The following is a 19,547-nucleotide window of genomic DNA, read 5'->3' on the forward strand; positions in this document are numbered from 1 at the left end:
TGAAGCTGCAATGTCTGCTTTAGTAATTTCTGATATTTTTTTAATTAAAATTTCACCTTGTTCAGTGGATGCAACGTTACAACCATAAAATAAAATATCCCCACTTGTGGTTAACGATTGACCAATGGATGTTAGAGTTGATTGGTAACTATCTATGGTGTCATTATTTAAAAATGCATTTCCAAATAAAATTTGTCCAGATGAGCCATGACCAATTAGATGTAAAGCATCGATATTTTCTCTATCGGTTAAAATTTCGCTTATTCTTTTAAAGCCATCTTCATTTGCATTGATTAGATAAAACTCGGTATTTTCCTTAAATGAATTTGTTATTGTTTCATAATCTTCAACGGCACTATCAATAAAGACTATATTTTTCTTATCATTTCTTATTTTATCTCTTGCGATATTGGTAAATGGGATGTCTTTGTTAGAATTATCTCCCTCTTTATATATGTCTTTATTTGAAGAATTTATTGTAATTTGTTGTTGATTTCGCTCATCAATTAAATCTAAAAACGTAGAAGCCCCAGCCCCATCGAGCATTATTCTTTGCTCTAATGGTTCAATAAATAATTTTTTTGGTTTTTTTTTTATGGACTCGTTACCCATAAAACCATTTTAAACCTACTTAAAATAATAGCATTTTAAGGGTTACCAAAATGGGTATATGTAGTTAAAAAAACCCATTTTGAACTAATTAAACCTAGCTAATCTCAAATTAATTTCTTCTTTTTTAAAAGTTTAATTTTTACAACTTGGAGGATTATAATCTTCTCAAAATATCCTCGCCATAATCATCTAATTGAAAATTCTCTTTTCCAACTTGATCATTAAGGGAGACAAATTTTGATTGCTCTTTAATCTCTACTTGTTTTGCAAATCTTTCAGCAGAACGTTTATTAATTTTTGATGTAACATCATTAGATATTTTGTTTCCATCTTTATCTAAAGTTACAATTGTTAAATTTAAATTTTTTAAATTCTTAGGAGGATCTAATACTAATTCCCCTTTTCCTAAACTAACTTTGACCCACTTCGGAGCTTTTTCCCCATTTCTTAAAACGGCAATTCCTTTTTCTAAGTTATTTTTAATTTCATCCGGTAAGTTGATGATATATTTGTTATCTCGAAGATAAGGCTTAGGTTTAAACACATCTCCTTTAACAAAATCATTAATTTGTTTTTTAGATTTAATTTTTACTTCATTGCCATTAATTGATTTATTTTCAGTTTCATTATTAGTTTGTTCTTCATCTGATTGAACTTCAACATTTCCATCTTCATCCACAGATATGTTTTCATCAATTTCACCAGCAAACTCTTTTGCAAGTTCTCTATTTTGTCTTAACTCACCTGCCTCAATGATAACTGCAATTTCAAATTCATTATTTTTGTCATCAATACCGATTACCTTAAATTCTAATAAATCTATGTCTGATGGAATTTCTGCAACTACCACTCCTGATTTAGGATTAACTTTAATCCAATCGGGTAGAGCAGATCCATCTTTCATTTCTCCTTTGTAACGAACAAGTTCAATTCCTGGATCGTTAAATACTGAAAACTGTAGAACTAAAATATCATCAGGATTTCCTTTTGAAAAAGTTGTATAGTTTCCATCTTTATCTTTAAACTGAGCTCTAAGATCTACTAGTTTTAAATTTTCATTAAATTTACCAATCGTAAATTGGCCTTCATAAAAGTTTGATGAAGCTGAAGGTGCTCTATCTGGTAAATCATACTGATCTTTTCCATTTAAAGAGGCTGTGGTTACAAGGTCTTGGAAACCTTGTTCTTGCAATTCAATATTTGATTGATTTGCTGAACTAGATATTTCAATTGTAAGCTGGGCAGTTGCAGTTAATCCAGCACTGTCTGTAATCGTATAAGTAAAATACTCATAAAGTTTTTCATTTGGTTTTAATGTGTCAGCCAATCCATCGTTTGCATTATAAGAATAACCTCCGTTAGCATTAATATAGAAATTACCATAAGTTGAAGTAAAACTTTGTCCAACTGTAATCGATGTTCCAGTGTCTGAAGATTGTCCTGTTCGAATTGAATCTATGGTAATGTCATCAAATAAATCAACATCATTATCATTTGCTTTAACAAAGTTTGATGAATTTGTTAAATTATCTAAGTTCGGTGATGTATCTAAATCTATTATTGCTTCATCATCTACCGCAGTTGGAGCATCATTTACACCATTTATTTGAATGACAATTTCTGCAGTTGATGTTTGTCCAGTGTCATCTGTCACAGTATAGGTGAATATTTCATAAAAATTGTGTCCTTCAGGGATTTTAGCTAAATTTTCATTAGTAGTATCTAACTCATATGTGTAGCTACCATCTCCATTAATGGTAATATTTCCGTAAGTTCCTGTAAGTGGAGAGCCTATATTACCTGTTGTTCCAGTATCATCTTCACCCCCTGTTCTTATTCCATTTACAGTTAAATCAGATCCTTCAATATCAGCATCATTTGAAGTAACCCCTGTTAAAGGTGTTTTAGTTAAAGAGGATCCCCCTACATCTAATTGACCATAGTCTGTTGCTGCAACAGGTGGTTCATTAGTTCCATTAATTGTAATAATTAATACTGCAGTATCGGTATCTCCATCCGTATCAGATACAGTGTAATTAAATGTATCTGTGACGGTATCGCCTGAGATAATTCTATTTCCACTTCCATCTAAAATATTATTATTTGCTTGATAGATGTAACTTCCATCAGCAAAAACAGTTAATCTTCCATATGTTCCTTTTAAAGGCTCCCCTATTGTCCCTGCTGTACCTGATCCTTCAGTACCTCCTAATTTTATAGCTGTTATTTGATGAGTTGCATAAGTGTTACCGCTATCTGGATCTAAATCATCATAATCTAATGAAGAAGCAGAAGTATTATCTCTTATAATACTTGTTCCTTCATCAACACTATCCGTGTCATCTACTGCAGTTATATCATCATTAAGTCCAGTTATTGTGAATACTAGATTTGCAGTACTAGCGTTAACATCAGCATCATCTTTTATTTCATAAACAAAAGTTTCTGTTACCGTTGCATCTTTTGTAATTGTTTGTGCAGTTGTATTATTCGGTGTGTAAGAATATTGACCTGTACTATAAAGGGTTAATGTTCCATAAGTTCCGACAATGCTTGAAGATCCTCCAGAGGCAACTGATGTATAAGATCCACCATCTGGTTTTGCTTGAGTAACTCTTAAAGTAGAGTCTTCACTTTCATAAGTGCTTCCACCATTGTCATCATTTCCAAGAACACCAGTTCCTGTAACAGTTCCTGTTCCTGTAACCGTTGCATCCTCATTAACAGCACCTGTATCATTCGCTGCTAGTGGGCCAAGTCCTGTAACTGCTATAGTTAAGGTTGTTGTTGCACCTGCTGCTTTATAATAAAATACATCATTTGCTGTTGCTCCTGCAGTTAATGCATCCGCTGCTGATTGATCGGCGACATAAGAGTATGCTCCTGTTGCATACATAGTTAGAGTTCCATAAGTACCTGTTATTGCTTGTGAAGTTGAAATTGAAGTTAAACTGTCTGCTGCAGCTCCAATATGAGAAACAGTTGCAGCACTTGTATCATCCTCTAATACATCTTCTGCATCACCATTTGCAACAGTTACTGTTGCATCTTCATCAACAGTATCTGTATCTGCCGCAAGAGAAACTGATGAGCCTACAGTAAAGATTAGTTCACCTACATCATAAGCTGTTGAGCCTGAATTTGTTTCATTATCTTTAGTTGTAAATGTAAAAGTGTCTGTTGCTGTTGCTCCATAACTAATATTATTTGTTGCACTTGCTGTATAAATATAAGATCCATCTGCACCAATAACTAATGTTCCATAAGTACCAGAAACAGACAATCCATTAGAAGAAGTTGTTGCAGCTGTTACTAAATTGCTATTATTTCCTAAATTAATTACTGTTGAATAGCTTCCACCTTCTGAAGCAGCTTTTGCAGCAGTTACCACTAATACACTATCAGCGTCATCACTATCCGCAACGCCGTCATGAACATCTCCTGAACTTGTGGCACCTGCAGCAACTGTTCCAACGGTTGTATCCGTTACATTTGGTGCAGCATTTACAGAAACTGATATTGTGTAAGTTGATGTACTATCTGTTACTCCATCATAAGCTTTAAAAGTAAAACTATCATCAGCTTCAGAGTTTGCATTAGGGGTGTAAACTAAATTTCCAATATTTGCTTTTGAAACTGTATAAGTTGTAGATGTTCCTGGATTTACGTGAGATGAGGTAAGATTAGTTGAGCTATAAGATAAAGTTCCAGAGGATGGTAACGTTACAATTTTAATATTTAATGCTTGTCCTGCAGCTTCATTGTCATCAGAAAGTGAGAAATCGCTTGCTTGAAATGTATGAGATATATTACTTGGAGTTCTATCCCCTGCTGAGGATACTTGGTTATTTTCATTAACATAAATTGTTCCGTCAGATGCAGTGGGTGCAACGTTTCCTAAAGCTTGAACCGTAAATGTTAATTGTCCAACATCTAAAGCATTGGATCCTGCACTCCCTGTTGTTCCTTCATCATCTTGAACTGCATAATTAAATACATCAGTTGCTGTTCCGCCATATGTAATATTATTAGATGCATTTGCTGTGTACGTGTAGCTTCCATTTGAATTTAAAACTAAAGATCCATAAGTTCCTGTAACAGATGATCCAACACTTCCGCTTGGAATAGTTGAACTTTCAGCTCCAGATGCAACTCCTGTAATTGTTAAAACATGGCTGGAACTGTCACTTTCATCATCACTGTCATCAATTTTATCAACTCCACTATTTGCAACTGGATAAAACAAGATTAGAACTTGCTGTAGCACTTGTTTCAACTGCTGATCCATGAGTATGGTTTGTGGCTGCTGGTGCCGCATTTACTGAAATAGTTATTGTGTCTGCTGATGTACTATCTGTTGTTCCATCTTTAACTTTAAAGGTAAAGGTATCATCACTTTCTGAATTTGCATCTGGGGTATAAACAAGATCACCAATATCCCCTATGGCCATTTCATAATTGAGTAGAGGCTAATCACGTTTGTACCATCGATCACGATACAATGCACCATTAGTTGGTAAAGTTACTATTTTTACATGCGTAATCTGCATCGCCTGAGTCACTATCTGAGAATGCGAAGTCGCTTGATGAAAAAGTATATGTAATATTTGATGGTGTTCTATCCCCTGCTGATGATGTTTGATTGTTTTCATTTATATTTATTGTTGCATCAGAAGAGGTTGGGGCATCATTAATACCTGTTACCGTAAACGTTAGAGTAGCATTTCCACTATCCGTTCCATTGGTTGCTGTATAAGTAAAGACATCAGTGCCAGTTTCAAGTGCATCAAGAGCAGTTGATGCATTCTGATTTGGCGTATAAGTATAACTTCCATTTTCGTAAATAGTTAATTGTCCGTATAATCCTGTAATTGTAACTCCACCACTTGTTACCGTTTCTGTAGTTGTAGTATCTGAACTGTTAGTAAAAGAGATATTTGAGACAGTTAAAGTTCCTGTAGATGTACTGTCATCTTCAAGTAAATCTTCGTCATCACCATTGGCAACTGTTACATCATCATCTCCAACTGTTACGGTATCTGTATCATTTACTAAGGTTAACGATGGAACAACAGTAAATGTGATTGTTCCAGTATCATATGCATAATTTTCATCTGTATCTGTTTCATTATCTCTTGTTGTATATGTAAATGTATCCGTAACTGAACTTGCGCCAGCTGATAAAGAAACTGTTGATGTATAAGTATAAGTTCCGTTTGCAGCTATGTTTAATGTTCCATAATTTCCAGCAATAGCAGATCCAACTCCTGTACCGTTAGAAATAATTGAGGAGTTTGTACTTTCATTTCCTGCAGCAACTCCAGTTACAACTAAAACACTGTCAGCATCATCACTATCTGCAACAAAATTATGAACATCTCCTGTGCTTGTACCCCCACCAGAGATAACAGCAGTTTCAATATTTTTATCAGTTACCACTGGAGCAGCATTATTACTTACTGTCATTGTATTAGCTGAAGCACTAAAACCTGTTCCATCTGAAACTTTAAAGGTAAAGCTGTCATTGCTTTCAGAGTTAGCAGTTGGTGTATAAATCAAACTTGAAATGCTAGCAGTAGCAATTTCATCGTCTGCTGAAACTGCAGATCCACTTAAAGTTAATGTTCCAGATGATGGTAGTGTTATAATTTTAATTGCACTTAAACTGCTATCTGAAGTATCTGCATCTGTAAAAGCAAAATCACTTGACGCAAATGTTTTAATGAAATTTGCAGAAGGAGTTCTTTCACCGTAGGATGAATCTGTATTTCTTTCATTTACATAAACAGTTGCATTAGCTGAAGTTGGAAGGTCATTTGTTCCAATGACTGTAATTGTTAAAGTAGCTGTAGTTGTTGCACTTTGAGTATCAGTTACTGTAAATGTAAAAACATCGGTAACTGTTTCTCCAACATCTAACGACTCTGCATTATTTGCAACATAAGAATAAGAGCCATTAGCGTTTAATGTTAAAGAACCATACAAACCTGTAACTGCTGAACCAACACTTGCTGTTTGACTGTTTGTGCTAACAGAGCCCCCAGCTGAATTAGTTCCACCATTTTGACTTACAGTTCCTGTAACTGTTAAGGCATCATCAGAACTTTCTGTTACATTTCCTGATGAATCCGCAGTTACATCTAAATCCGCATCATTATCTAAAACATCTCCACTATTGCTTCCAGTGCTTGTTCCAGAAACAGCTGAGCCTCCATTTGAAACTGCTAAAGTTGAACCTTCAGCAATATATCCTGTATCATTTGTTGTAGTTGGAGCATCATTTACTCCTGTTACTTTTATTACAAGTTGTGCTGTATCAGTAGCCGTTCCATCAGATAAAGTATAAGTAAAATAATCTATTGCAACATCTCCTGCATCTAATGCTTCCGTTGCAGCAAGATTTGCAACATAAGTATAAGCACCAGTTGATTGAATAGTAAGTGTTCCATAAGTTCCTGTTAAAGATGATCCAACGCTACCTGAAGTTCCTGTTCCAGCCGCTTCTGTTCCAGTTCTTATTGCAGAAATTGTTAAACTAGATGCATCATCAACATCATTATCATAATGAGTGGATGATTGAGTATCAATTACATTTCCAGTAGATTCTCCAGTGGTACCTGTCTCTTTATATTTCCAATCTCATATGCAGTGCCTGTAAGATTTAATTGATGATAATCTATTTTGGAAGCATCATGTTGAAGTATTGTTAATTCCGTTCCATCACTATTAAATGCTAAACCTCTAGTATTTGCTGTGCCACTTAAAGATCTTTCACCTTCAAGTGTTACTGGATCATTAATATTATAAGCAGAGTTAAGTGAGAACTGGTACAATTTATCTGTTCCTGTATCACTTAAAATTGTTAATTTAGTTCCATCATCATTAAATGCCAACCCTTGAGGTGTATGAATATCACTTGTCAAACCTAATGGATCATAAACATCAGATTGTAAAGTTATAGATCCATCATGGTTCATGGAACCTATATCCCAAGCTGTCGTTAAAGAATATTGATGTAGTTTGTCATTTCCACTTGCAACTTCTAATGTAAATAATTTTGTACCATCAGAACTAAAAATTAGTGAGTGTTGAGTATTTCCAGAAGTAAAATCTGAAAATGTATATTCTTTATATCCATCTGTATTTGTAGATGCATGATAAGCAACAGTATCTGCTGTTGCTAAATTATTAGCAGTTGATAAAGAAAATTGTTTAATAATTTTATCTGAGCCAGATGTTCCAGTAATAAATATTTTTGTACCATCCGGTTTTGCAGAAATTCCCGTTACCCCACCTACATCAGGGTCTAATTTTTGATAACCATCAGTATTGGTTGATGCATCATATGCAACTGTATCAATAGTTGAAAAATCATATGCGGTCGTAAGTCCATATTTAAAAACTAAACCATGTCTACTTCCTCCAACATAAGCGTAAGTTCCATCACTATTAAAGTCTAAATCTTGAGAATATGTATCTCCATTAGTGGTAGATGCATTTGAGGAATTGCTTATGCTTATAACTCCAGAAGTAATAGGTCCAGTATTAGTTGCGTAAACATTATCTGTCGTTGCATCTGCAGTAGCGGTAACTTCTAAGGTTGAATTTTCATTTATAAAACCATAATCATCTTGTGCAACTGGTGCATCATTAATACCTTCAATAGTAATTGTTAATGTTCCAGTATCAGTTAAGCTTCCATCTGAAACAGTGTAAGTAAATACATCAGTTGCAGTATCACCATCATCTAATGCATTCGCAGTGTTAGCATTATAAGTATAACTTCCATCTGCACCAATTGTTAGAACACCATAATCTCCTAAAATAGAAGATCCATTTGAATAAGTGGTGCTTGCTGTTATAGAAGTTGCATCAGCACTAGCATCTTCACTATGTCTAATGGCTGTAACTGTAATTGTAGCTCCCTCAGGGTCTTCATCATTTAATAAAACTTCACCTGTATGGTCTCCACTTTCATTGTTATAATCACTGTCTGTTCCACTTTCATCATCTGTAGCATTTTCATCTTCAATATCATAATCAACTGTTAATGTTGAATTTTCATTTATATATCCAGTGTCATCAGTAGCAGTCGGTGCATCATTTGAACCTAAGACTGTTATTGTAATTGTTGCAGTACCAGTGCCTCCACTAGTTGCGTCTGTAACAGTATAAGTAAATACATCTGTTGCTGTTGTTGCACCAAGTTTTGCTGCGTTATTTGCAACATAAGTATATGATCCATCTTCGTTTATTGTTAATTCTCCGTATTGTCCACTCAAAGCTGAACCAATAGTTCCTGTTTCACCTGTTGAAGATGAAATTGCTGTTACCGTATTTGAAGTTCCCGTATCATTTCCTAACACATCTCCAGTATGATCTCCTGTTGCACTATTATAATCACTATCGCTGTCGGCATCATTTGCACTAGCTCCATCAGCAACAGTTAAAGTAGATCCAGCTGCTATATAACCTGTATCATTTGTAGTTCTTGGGGTTTGTCCAGTGACCGTTATTTTTAAAGTCGATTGTCCTGTAGGTGATTTTGTAAGATTATTCGCGTTGTTATGTTCGCTTAATTTTGAAGAGCCATCATTATCATAAAAAAAATATGTAAATGTATCAGATCCAGTTTCACCGTTTCCAAGTGCTAATGCATTTGAATTACTTGATGTGTCATAACTGTAACTTCCATTTTCATTTATTGTTAACGTTCCATAAGTACCATTGATTGTTGCACTACCACTAGAAATAATGGAACTATCTAAGCCAATGCTTATTGCTCTAATAGTAAAATTACTATGAACATCATCTTCATCAGCATCAGTATCATCAACTAAAACATCATATTCAGTATCGTTAGATCTAGTGATACTTGATCCTGCTGTAACAGAATCTGTATCATTCACTCCAACTGGTAAATCATTAATTCCTTTAACAGTAACAGTTAAAGTTCCAATTGCAATATCAGTTCCATCAGAAACTTTATACTCAAACGAATCAGTTACAGTTTCATTTAAATCTAATGCATCAGTAGCAGATGCAGTTGCTGCATAAGAGAAAGATCCATCAGCACCAATTGATAGTGTTCCATAATTACCTGAAATTGTTTGACCACCACTACCAAGTTCTTTGTTACTATTATTAACAAGCACAGATGTACTTGCACCAACATCTGTATAAGCAGTTTGTGAGTTTAATGGAGCGTTGAAAATTTTTAGTCTTACAGCTGTAATTGTAAGTGTATCACCATCACTGTCTGAGTCATTTGATAGCAAATCTCCTGTATGATCACCATGATCACTGTTGTAATCGCTATCACCTACAATATCAAAATCACTAGCAGCAAATGCGATATTGTTAGTAAAAGGAGATGTTGAATAACCATCGTTCGCTTCAGCATCATCAACAGCTGTTACGGTAAAATCTTCATACACATAAGCAGTATCATTTGTAACTGTAGGAGCTGCATTAACCGCTTCATCATCAACACCACTAATTGAAATTTGTAAAACACCATAACTATTTTTATCGTAAGGTGTAGCAACAGTACTAGAGTCACTTGGAATATATGAATTATTCCCATCTGAATCGTCTGAAACTAAATAGTTGAAATAATCACTAACAGTTTCCCCGCTATCTAATCCTGCAATTTGTGAGTCTGCTGCATAGGTATAAGATCCATCATGATAAATTGTTAATGAACCATAATCTCCTCTAATCGTTGCGTTAGGTCGTGTTGTTTCGTTTAAAAAATTCCCATTCCAAACAGTTGGTGCACTACCACCTGCTTTTTCTGCATTTCCTTTTAATGCTGATAAAACTTTGAAATTTGTTCTATTATCAGATCCATCAACATCTGTATCGTTATCTACTAATTCTTTAGTATCTGATGTAGTTGAAGAACGTGTAATTGTTCCACCTTCTGTGATGGTGTTCTGGTCATTTACTGCAATAGGAGTATCATTTATCCCAGTAATATTAACAGTAATTGTACCTGTATCTGTATCTGTCCCATCACTTAAAGTATAAGTAAAAGTCTCAGATGCTGTATCTCCAACATCTAATGCATTAATCCTAGTAAATGAGGAAGTATTTGCACTTAATCCCTGCGTACCTGCATCGTAAGTAGAAGATGTGCTACTTGCATCATAAGTAAATGCCCCTGTGGATGAATTAATATTTAAAACTCCATAAAGGGTATTAAGAGCGTAATTTCTATTTGCAGCCATATTCTGGGTTGCGTATCGATTATTGACATCTATATATGTAATAGATGAAATATGTAGTGTATCACCATCTGCATCGTCAGAAGAAGCAACTACATCACCTTGTGATGATATTGCATTTTCATTAACAGCTTTAGTTACATCTCTTGCAACAGGAGCTGTGTTTGCTTCTGGTGCTTTAGTGATTACTCTAATGAAATCTCCAGGGTTTCCATTTTCAGCTTTGACAGTTAATGTTTTATAATTACTACTTATTGAGACTTCATCATTAGATTCAAATTCTCTTCCACCCTTTGTTACTGATTTTGTTCTTTGACCAGCATATACTGCTCCTGGTTTTGAAAAAACACTATTCTTATGCCATCTATAATCATGACCTATTGTTTGTTCTGATTCAAAGTAATATCCTAGAATTTCACCTTCAAAAGTAAATGAAGCTGTTTTATGATTGCCACTGGTGTTATCGTTTAAATAAACCATATAAGAATTAATCATATTAGATGAGCTAACAGAGCCAAAACTACTAAAAGCACCAGATCTATGTTGACTTTTTATACTATTAATACTTGCTGATGTTATATTCTCTCTTTCAAGAGTGATCATTATTCTCTTTGAACTATCGGATTGACCACTTGGCCGAAAATCAGTAGCGCTATGTTTTTCAACACCGTGACCAGATACACTGCTTACTCCATAGGCTAAGAAGTGTTCATAATCTATTACTTCGGCATTTTTTGTTTCTATAATTCCGTAGTTATTTTCTAAAACCCAGTCTCCACCTTTACCAGTTAAATCATTTGATGCTGCAATGTCAGCTTTTGTAAAGTTAGATATTTTTTTTAATAAAGCTTCTCCTTTATCATTTGCTGCAATGTTACAACCATAGAAAAGGATATCTCCTTTTTTAGTTAAACTTTCACCAATGTTAACTAATGTATTTTTATAATTATCAAGGGTCTCATTTGTTAATAATGCATTTCCAAATAAAATTTGGCCTGCACTACCATGACCAATGATGTGAATGGCTGAATATTTTTTACCATTTTCTAAAGTTTGCTCTATTTTCTTAAAGCCATCTTCATTGGTTTCAATATAATAAATTTCAACATTTTTCCTAAATGACTTTGCTAATTTTTCATAATCTGGAACTTGCTTATCAATAAATACTATTTGTTTTCTTTTTAATTGATCTCTTGGAACATTAGTAAAGGGGAGTTCTTTGGATCCATCCTCTGATTTAATTTCTTTAAATTTTTTAACGTCATAAATGGTTTTATTTGAATTTTCACCTTGTGATCTTTCATCGATTAAATCAAGAAAAGTAGAAGCCCCGGCACCATCGAGCATTACTCTTTGCTCTAAAGGTTCAATAAATATTTTTTTGTTTTTACTTTTTGTGGATTTTTTACCCATTTGAAAGTTTTAGCGTAGTATGAAAAATAGAAGTTTTTAGTTTGATCATTATGGGTGAAAGAAGTAAAAAAAACCCATTTTGATCATTCAGAACTCAAAGTAAATAAGTCAAAAATAGATTAGATAAAAAAATCTAAACTTTAGTCACCCTAGATATTTTCCTGAACATCAACTTGACCCGTTAAAGGAACAAATTTTATTTGCCCTAATTTCAAATTGTATTGTCAATGTTTTATTAGAATATTTTTTATTTTTATTTTGAAACCTGAATGACCAGGTATTTTTTTAACTGATTTTATTTCTAGTTAGTTTTTTTTTTATTTGAACTAAAATCAACTTTGCCAGATAATTTTTGACCAACTTTTAAAGAAGGATTGTTTGAAACTACTGGATTTCTTTTGAATAGATTACCTGAAGCTTTTCCAGATTTTGCATCTATTTTAATCTCAATGTTATTTTTAGATTGAGTATTTTTTTGATCATTTTTTTTATTCATATCTTTAAATTATCTATCTTTTATTCTTAAGTCTAGCACTAAGATTTTTTGTTTTCTTTAGCTTTTAGTTTCTTTAATCTTTTTTCTTCTTTAGCTTTTAGTTTCTTTAATCTTTTTTCTTCTTTAGCTTTTAGTTTCTTTAATTTTTTTTCTTCTTTAGCTAATTTTTTAGCTTGTTTAGCTTTTAGTTTCTTTAATTTTTTTTCTTCTTTAGCTTTTAATATCTTTGATCGTCTTTCTTCTTTAACCAATTTTTTAGCTTCTTTAGCTTTTTGTTTCTTTAATCTTTTTTCTTCTTTAGCTTTTAATATCTTTGATCGTCTTTCTTCTTTAACCAATTTTTTAGCTTCTTTAGCTTTTTGTTTCTTTAATCTTTTTTCTTCTTTAGCTTTTAATATTTTTGATCTTCTTTCTTCTTTAGCTAATTTTTTAGCTTCTTTAGCTTTTTGTTTCTTTAATCTTTTCTCTTCTTTAGCTTTTAATATTTTTGATCGTCTTTCTTCTTTAGTTAATTTTTTAGCTTCGTTAGATTTAATTTTAGCTAATTTTTTATCTCGCTTAGCTTTTTCTGATGCTAATCTTTTTTGTTCTAATGCTAATTTTTTATCCTTCTTAGCTTTTTCTGATGCTAGTTTTTTATCTAGCTTAGTTTTTTCTGATGCTAATCTTTTTTGTTCTGAAGCTAATTTTTTAACTTTCTTAGCTTTTTCTGATGCTAGTTTTTTATCTAGCTTAGCTTTTTCTGATGCTAATCTTTTTTGTTCTAATGCTAATTTTTTATCCTTCTTAGCTTTTTCTGATGCTAGTTTTTTATCTGCTTAGCTTTTTCTGATGCTAAGTTTTTTATCCTTCTTAGCTTTTTCTGATGCTAGTTTTTTATCTTGCTTAGCTTTTTCTGATGCTAGTCTTTTTTGTTCTATGCTAATTTTTTATCTTCTTAGCTTTTTCTTTTGCTAGTTTTTTATCTTGCTTAGCCTTTAATCTGGCTTGTTTTTTTTGTTCGATCGATAATTTTTTATCTTGCTTAGCTTTTTCTGATGCTAGTTTTTTATCTAGCTTAGCTTTTTCTTTTGCTAGCTTTTTATCTTGCTTAGCCTTTAATCTGGCTTGTTTTTTTTGTTCTCTTGCTAATTTCTTTTCTTCTTTTGTCTTTGGCTTGCCTACATCTCTATCTACAACTCTTCTGTTTTTATTAGCATTAATTCCATCAGTGTTTAGATCTAATTTGTATTTTTCTCCTGATAATTTGAAGTTATTTTTGATAATTTGAGCATATTCTTTTGTGCCTATCTCAGCTGCACTATTACTTTCTAAATGAGTAACATCAATACCAACTGATGTGTAAACTTGAGCTATACTAAATTGAACTTTTGAATAGGCTATATCTTTTCTTAGTTCAGCAACTAATAAACTTGCTTCTTCTCTTATCAACTCTAATTCTCCAAATCTTGCAATTTTTTGCGCATTTCTAACTTGTTGAGTAATTTTTCTTGAAACATCATAATAACGTTTTGAAGTTTCATATTCCTCTAAAGCCATTTGATATTCGATATTAGATATGTGAACTTGTGATAATACTGCCATTGATAAAGCTAGTCTTTGCTCTTGTATAATTTCAGTAGTCTTTTTATTTATTTTTTTAATTTTTGGTGCTCTAAAAACATTAAATAAGTTTGCACCAATTGAAGATCCATATTCAAAGTTAGTTTTATTCATTAAATAATCATTAGATGAGCTCGTCCATGAAGCATTAAAATTTAAACCTGGTAATAAAGATCTCATACCCGCTTTTGTCTCTGCAATTGAAATTCTTTCTTCATAACGGTTTTCCATTAATTCTGATCTATTCACTAGCGCATAATTTTCCATTTCATCTAATTTCATATTTAATTCATTCAATGGTAGATCAGTTTCTACAAGAGTAATTTTTTCATTAGGAAGTAAGCCCATTAACGACCTTAATTCGATTTTAGCATTAACAAAACTTTGTTTTTGGCTTTGTAATGCTCTTTGAATATCTAATAATTCTTTTTGATATAAAAGAGCGTCCATAGGTTTTTGTAACAACAACTCTTCAATTTTCTGACTATCGTTTAAAGCTTTATTTACTTTAATTAATAATGGATCATATCTTTTGATTAATTTTTCTGCTGAAAGTGCATTCCAATAAGCTCTAACTACATCTCTTTTAATGTTACTAGCAGCCTTACGTTCCAATTCTCTTGATATTAAATATCTATCAGAGCTTTGTCCTGCTCTAATGTAAGAAAGACCAAAGTCTAATATATTCCAAGAAAAACCAATATCCTGTTCATTCACCTCTCTATCTCTTGATGTAGAATAAGATGAACCCAAGCTTCCCGCTTTATCACTACTTGGAACTGTTGCACTTGTTGTGGCTTTATATCTGTCACTACCTGTGTAACCTGCATTAGCTGTCATTGATGGTAGCATGTCAAATTCTACATCTTCAATCCTTTTATAAGAAAGAGATGTTTCTAAAATTTTAACTTTTAAATCTTTGTTATTTTCTATAGCAAGCGCAATTGCAGTATATAAATCTACCTTTAAGCCTTGTTTAAATAGATCATTCTGTTCTTTAATTTTTTTAATTTGAGCTAAGTCACCTTTAGCAGATTTTAAAATTACATCAGATGTTATTGGTTCAGGACTTCTCTTTGCACAAGAAATCAACGCACCAAGTGAAACAATTAAAGATATTTTAATTAATTTGTTAAGCATTTTTGAGGTTTTTAAACCATTTTATTGATAGATATATTAAATTTTTGACCATTATGGGTAAAATTATTTATACGTTATTAAACAACTTAAAAAAAAATTTATATGGTCATATTAGGTGTTTTTTTTTAAAAATCTTTATTTACTAGGCAAGTATTGAGTTTTTTTTGATAAATTAATTCAATTTCATCATTTGAACTAATTATAAAATCTCAAAAGGAACCTAAATCTCACCAAGGAAATGATGAATAATTTTCCTTTGTTGTGGGTAAAGTCTGTGTTCAAACAAATATAATCCCTGCCAAGTTCCAAGCAACAACTCACCATTCTTAATACTTAAAGAGATTTGATTATTAGTTAGTGCTGACTTTATATGTGCAGGCATATCATCTTTACCCTCAGTAGTATGAACATATAATTTGTTATTCATTGGAACTAATTTATCAAAATAATTTATTAAATCTGTTTGAACATCGGGATCAGCATTTTCTTGAACAATTAATGATGCACTAGTGTGCTGAATACTTAAGTTAAGCATACCGTTTTTAAAATTTTTTTTATTAATCCATTGAATAGTATCATTAGTAAATTCATATAGCTTTTGACCATTAGTATTTATTTGAAGATTAAAAAATTCCTGTATCACAAATTATTTTCTTTAGATGTTAATTCATATAAACGGCTAATAGTACGATTAAATGGTTTTTCTAATAATCTTGATGAAGTAAATTTATCTAAATTTTGATTGGCAGTAACTGCTATTGAAATATTTTTATCATAAATAACATCTAATAAAGTTATAAAACGTTGTTGTTGATTTGAATTAGTATCACTAAATTGAGGTACTTGATTTATTACAATAAATTTACAATTTTTTATTATTTCTAAATAATCTTCAGCTCCTAAATTTTGATCACAAAGTTCATTAAAATCAAATTTTGCAATACCTTCATAAAAATTCTCAATTTTAAAATCTCTTCCTTTTACATTCAATGTCATTGAGGATTGTTTTTTTCCTTTTGTGATAGTTCTAAAAAATTTATTAATCTTAAAATTTGTTTCTTCATTCAGTGGATAAAAATATCTTTGTTTTTGATTATCGTTTGATTTTCTATAATCATCCTCAATTTTTAGCTCATGTTCAATTGATTGATCTTCCATTATTTTTATGAAAGGTTTAAACTGATCTCGTTGAAGACCATCTTTGTAAAGCTCTGAAATTTTAGTATTTGAAGTAACTATAATTTTAATGTCCTCTTTAAATATTTGATCAAATAATTTTCCTAAAATCATTGCATCGACAATGTTAGTTACTTGAAATTCATCAAAATAAATTAAAGATGCTTTTGATTTTAAATCTTTAACAAATTGATTAATTATATTTTCTTCATTTTTATCTTTTCGATCATGAAAAAAATCATGAAAATTTAGCATAAACTCATTAAAATGTTTTCTTAATTTTTTCTCATTTACTTGATCTAAGAAAAAATTAAAAATCATAGTTTTTCCAACGCCAACGTCTCCATATAAATAAAAACCAGGCTTAGAGTTTTTTTTAGAAAATATTTTTTTTAAAAATGACTGATTAAAATTTAAATCATAAAAATGATTAAGTTCATTAATTAAATTTAATTGATTGGGATTAATTTCTAAATTATTTTTCTTACAATGATTTTGAAATAATTGATTTAAATTCATTTTTTAGTTTTAAAATCTATACCATATTCTGATCTTGACCCTTTTCTAAGCCCAAATGGCCCTGGTATAAAAATTGTCATAGGGTTTGTGTCTTCTTTTAAATCTACTCTATGATGAGCATTTGCAGAACGAAACCCTATGTAGCCTGGTCTTCTCCAAAACTTACCTTTTTTAGTTGTCTCCCAGTACCCCCCTCTTAAAATTATTGTTATATAAGGACATAAATGATTGTGAACTCCCTCACCATGATCATCAGCTAGCATTTCATGGATTAAAATATTAAAGGGAAACCATTTGGGCCTATATCTAAAGAGAACATAATATCTATTCATCCAAGGTTTTGCCTCATTATATCTTGGATGCGAAGGACCTCTGTCTAAAACTACCTTTTTTCTTCCAATCCTATCTAAAAATTTTAAGAACATTTTTAGTTATATTGAATGATAGATCCTTTTCTAATTACAAATAAATTTTCATTTGAAATAAACGGCTTAGAAACAAAGCTTTTAGCGACTTTAATATTATAAATTGACTTTCCAGTCACTAAATCTACCACCAACATTTGACCATCACTGTTTGTTAAATATAAATTTCTATTCCCAATTACAAAACCAATCGGTTTAATATCTACTCGTTTTTTTTCTTTATAATTTTTATAGAGATCTGTTATTCGAATTATATTTCCATTATTTTTTTCTATTACATGTAAATAACCTTCGTTTGATACAGTAAAAATTAAATTTCCAATTAAAATTGGAGTTACACTTGAGCTTACTTCATTAATCCAATTGGCAACTCCTGTTTTTATATCAATTGAATAAAATTCATCTTTATTATTTGAAAAAATAATTGATTTTTTATCAGAAACTAATTTTGAATTTCTAAACTTATAAGATTCATTAATGATATTAGTGCTTTGGGTAGGAAGTTGCCATGTGATTAAACCATTTTCAATATCAACAGCAGTAATGTCACCAATAGAGCTACTAAAAATTACCAAATTATTAACAACTATAAGAGAGTTTATGGTGTCTGAAATTGTAAAAGAGTTCTCTGTTTGAAAATTCCATAACTCAGAACCATCACTTACGTTAAAAGCTCTTAATGTATTTTTATAATCAACTGCAAATAACATGTTTTCAGTTATTTTAATCTCAGAATTAAATGGATACATATTATTCTTTGACCAATTTAATTCACCGTAATTAATATTTACTGAATAATATTTGGCAAGATTATCAGTGACTAATAAATTTTCTCCATCTAGTGCAAAAAATAACTTAGGATTTAATTTTTTTTCAGATTTTGAATAAATATTTTTTTTCCAAATAACCTTACCATTTCCGTCGTATCTAATTATTGTTCCTTTGTTATCAAAAAAAATTAGTCCCTCATCTAAAAAAATAGGTTTGTAATTTAATTGATTGGTATCTTTAATTGTTGAAAATTTAAAAGTATTAATTTTTTCATTAAGTCCTTTATAATTTTGAGCGCCAGTATCATTTTGATTATCAGCAATATCATTGTTAAATATTATTTCTGATGTGTCTAACTTTAATTCAGGGTTAAATTCTGTAATTATTTTTTTTTCTTTAGAGAAAAGTTTTTTTATTTTTTTTTGATTTTCTATTTTTTCTTTCTTATTCCATAACCCTGGGCCCTCTTTTAAAGAACAGTTGGATAGAAAAAATAATGTTAAAATTAATAAAAATAGTCTAATCACTCAAATCTCTTTTCAATCTTTTTTGTGCCTCAGCCTTTATACTTGAGTTAGCATCTTCTAAATTAGCAATTTGATTGAAAAATTCTTTAGATTTTTGTTTTTGATCTTTAAAATAAAAATACTCAGCCATTAAATACAAAGCATGTGATTTCCATACACTTTTAGAATTAATCAATGGATTTAAAATATTTAATAAATCGTTTTCTTGAGCTTGATCTGAATTAAATAATGCTTTTTTATAGATAACTAAGTTTTTAATTTCTTTATCTAATGAGGTCTTTTCAATCAAAATATCAAAATAATCATTAATTTCACTTTGATTGGAAACTAATTTGTTATCAATAATGAAATAGAGAGACAAAGGTGAATACGTAGAGTCTTGTTCTTTAATAATTTCAACTAAATTTTTTACTGTTGTTCCTTTGGTGTTTTCCGAATGAGCTAAAGTAGTAGAATTGAATTTATTTGAGATTTCTTTTCTCTTATTGGTTTGATAGCTATCAAAACTATAAGCACCCACTATTACAATAATCAAAACAACTATTATTGAAATAATTTTATTTTTATTATTAACAAAAAAACTTCTTACTTTTTCATGTCTTGCATTGCTATTAATAATTGAGATCTCTTCGTCCAT

The 19,547-nt window shown here is 31.2% G+C and carries 14 protein-coding genes; 1 reads left to right on the forward strand and 13 read right to left on the reverse strand.

The window, feature by feature from the left end; all coding sequences use genetic code 11:
* The 4 genes from Q0X98_RS03570 to Q0X98_RS03585 all read right to left on the reverse strand — a co-directional run.
* Positions 1-612, reverse strand: a 612-nt coding sequence (locus Q0X98_RS03570; protein ID WP_297681554.1) for a DUF4347 domain-containing protein, incomplete at its 3' end; no start/stop codon positions are given.
* Positions 613-766: 154 nt separating this feature from the next.
* A complete protein-coding gene (locus Q0X98_RS03575; RefSeq protein WP_297681556.1) occupies positions 767-4,879 on the reverse strand; it encodes a VCBS domain-containing protein in 4,113 nt (1,370 codons plus the stop codon).
* Positions 4,836-5,063, reverse strand: coding sequence for a hypothetical protein (locus tag Q0X98_RS03580; protein ID WP_297681564.1), 228 nt, complete (start codon positions 5,061-5,063; stop codon positions 4,836-4,838). The genes Q0X98_RS03575 and Q0X98_RS03580 overlap by 44 nt, the downstream gene beginning before the upstream one ends.
* A gap of 58 nt (positions 5,064-5,121) precedes the next feature.
* Positions 5,122-6,858: an Ig-like domain-containing protein gene (locus tag Q0X98_RS03585; protein ID WP_338140427.1), complete on the reverse strand. Its 1,737-nt coding sequence runs from the start codon at positions 6,856-6,858 to the stop codon at positions 5,122-5,124.
* Here Q0X98_RS03585 and Q0X98_RS07475 point away from each other — a divergent pair.
* Entirely contained in the window at positions 6,788-6,958 is a 171-nt protein-coding gene (locus Q0X98_RS07475; protein ID WP_338140426.1) for a hypothetical protein, read from the forward strand. The genes Q0X98_RS03585 and Q0X98_RS07475 overlap by 71 nt on opposite strands.
* 241 nt (positions 6,959-7,199) lie before the next feature.
* Here the strand turns inward: Q0X98_RS07475 and Q0X98_RS03590 are convergent, their stop codons facing one another.
* The 9 genes from Q0X98_RS03590 to Q0X98_RS03630 form a co-directional block, all read right to left on the reverse strand.
* Entirely contained in the window at positions 7,200-12,254 is a 5,055-nt protein-coding gene (locus tag Q0X98_RS03590; RefSeq protein ID WP_297681566.1) for an Ig-like domain-containing protein, read from the reverse strand.
* 301 nt (positions 12,255-12,555) lie between these two features.
* Entirely contained in the window at positions 12,556-12,750 is a 195-nt protein-coding gene (locus tag Q0X98_RS03595) for a hypothetical protein (protein ID WP_297681568.1), read from the reverse strand.
* A gap of 38 nt (positions 12,751-12,788) precedes the next feature.
* Positions 12,789-13,088 carry a hypothetical protein gene (locus Q0X98_RS03600; RefSeq protein ID WP_297681570.1) on the reverse strand — a complete coding sequence of 100 codons (300 nt, stop codon included), beginning with the start codon at positions 13,086-13,088 and terminating at the stop codon, positions 12,789-12,791.
* A 583-nt stretch (positions 13,089-13,671) separates the two neighbouring features.
* Positions 13,672-15,492: a TolC family protein gene (locus tag Q0X98_RS03605; protein ID WP_297681572.1), complete on the reverse strand. Its 1,821-nt coding sequence runs from the start codon at positions 15,490-15,492 to the stop codon at positions 13,672-13,674.
* A 220-nt stretch (positions 15,493-15,712) separates the two neighbouring features.
* Positions 15,713-16,135, reverse strand: a complete 423-nt coding sequence (locus Q0X98_RS03610) for a secondary thiamine-phosphate synthase enzyme YjbQ (protein ID WP_297681574.1) — start codon at positions 16,133-16,135, stop codon at positions 15,713-15,715.
* Positions 16,132-17,187, reverse strand: coding sequence for a cell division protein ZapE (gene zapE, locus Q0X98_RS03615; protein ID WP_297681577.1), 1,056 nt, complete (start codon positions 17,185-17,187; stop codon positions 16,132-16,134). Before zapE ends, Q0X98_RS03610 begins: the two co-directional genes overlap by 4 nt.
* Positions 17,184-17,612 (reverse strand): hypothetical protein, encoded by a 429-nt coding sequence (locus Q0X98_RS03620; RefSeq protein WP_028036437.1) that lies wholly within the window; start codon positions 17,610-17,612, stop codon positions 17,184-17,186. Before Q0X98_RS03620 ends, zapE begins: the two co-directional genes overlap by 4 nt.
* A 2-nt stretch (positions 17,613-17,614) precedes the next feature.
* Positions 17,615-18,910 carry a PQQ-binding-like beta-propeller repeat protein gene (locus tag Q0X98_RS03625; protein WP_297681580.1) on the reverse strand — a complete coding sequence of 432 codons (1,296 nt, stop codon included), beginning with the start codon at positions 18,908-18,910 and terminating at the stop codon, positions 17,615-17,617.
* A complete protein-coding gene (locus Q0X98_RS03630) occupies positions 18,903-19,547 on the reverse strand; it encodes a hypothetical protein (RefSeq protein ID WP_297681581.1) in 645 nt (214 codons plus the stop codon). The genes Q0X98_RS03625 and Q0X98_RS03630 overlap by 8 nt, the downstream gene beginning before the upstream one ends.

Origin of the sequence: uncultured Candidatus Pelagibacter sp., assembly GCF_943788075.1 — a bacterium.
GTDB lineage: Bacteria > Pseudomonadota > Alphaproteobacteria > Pelagibacterales > Pelagibacteraceae > Pelagibacter.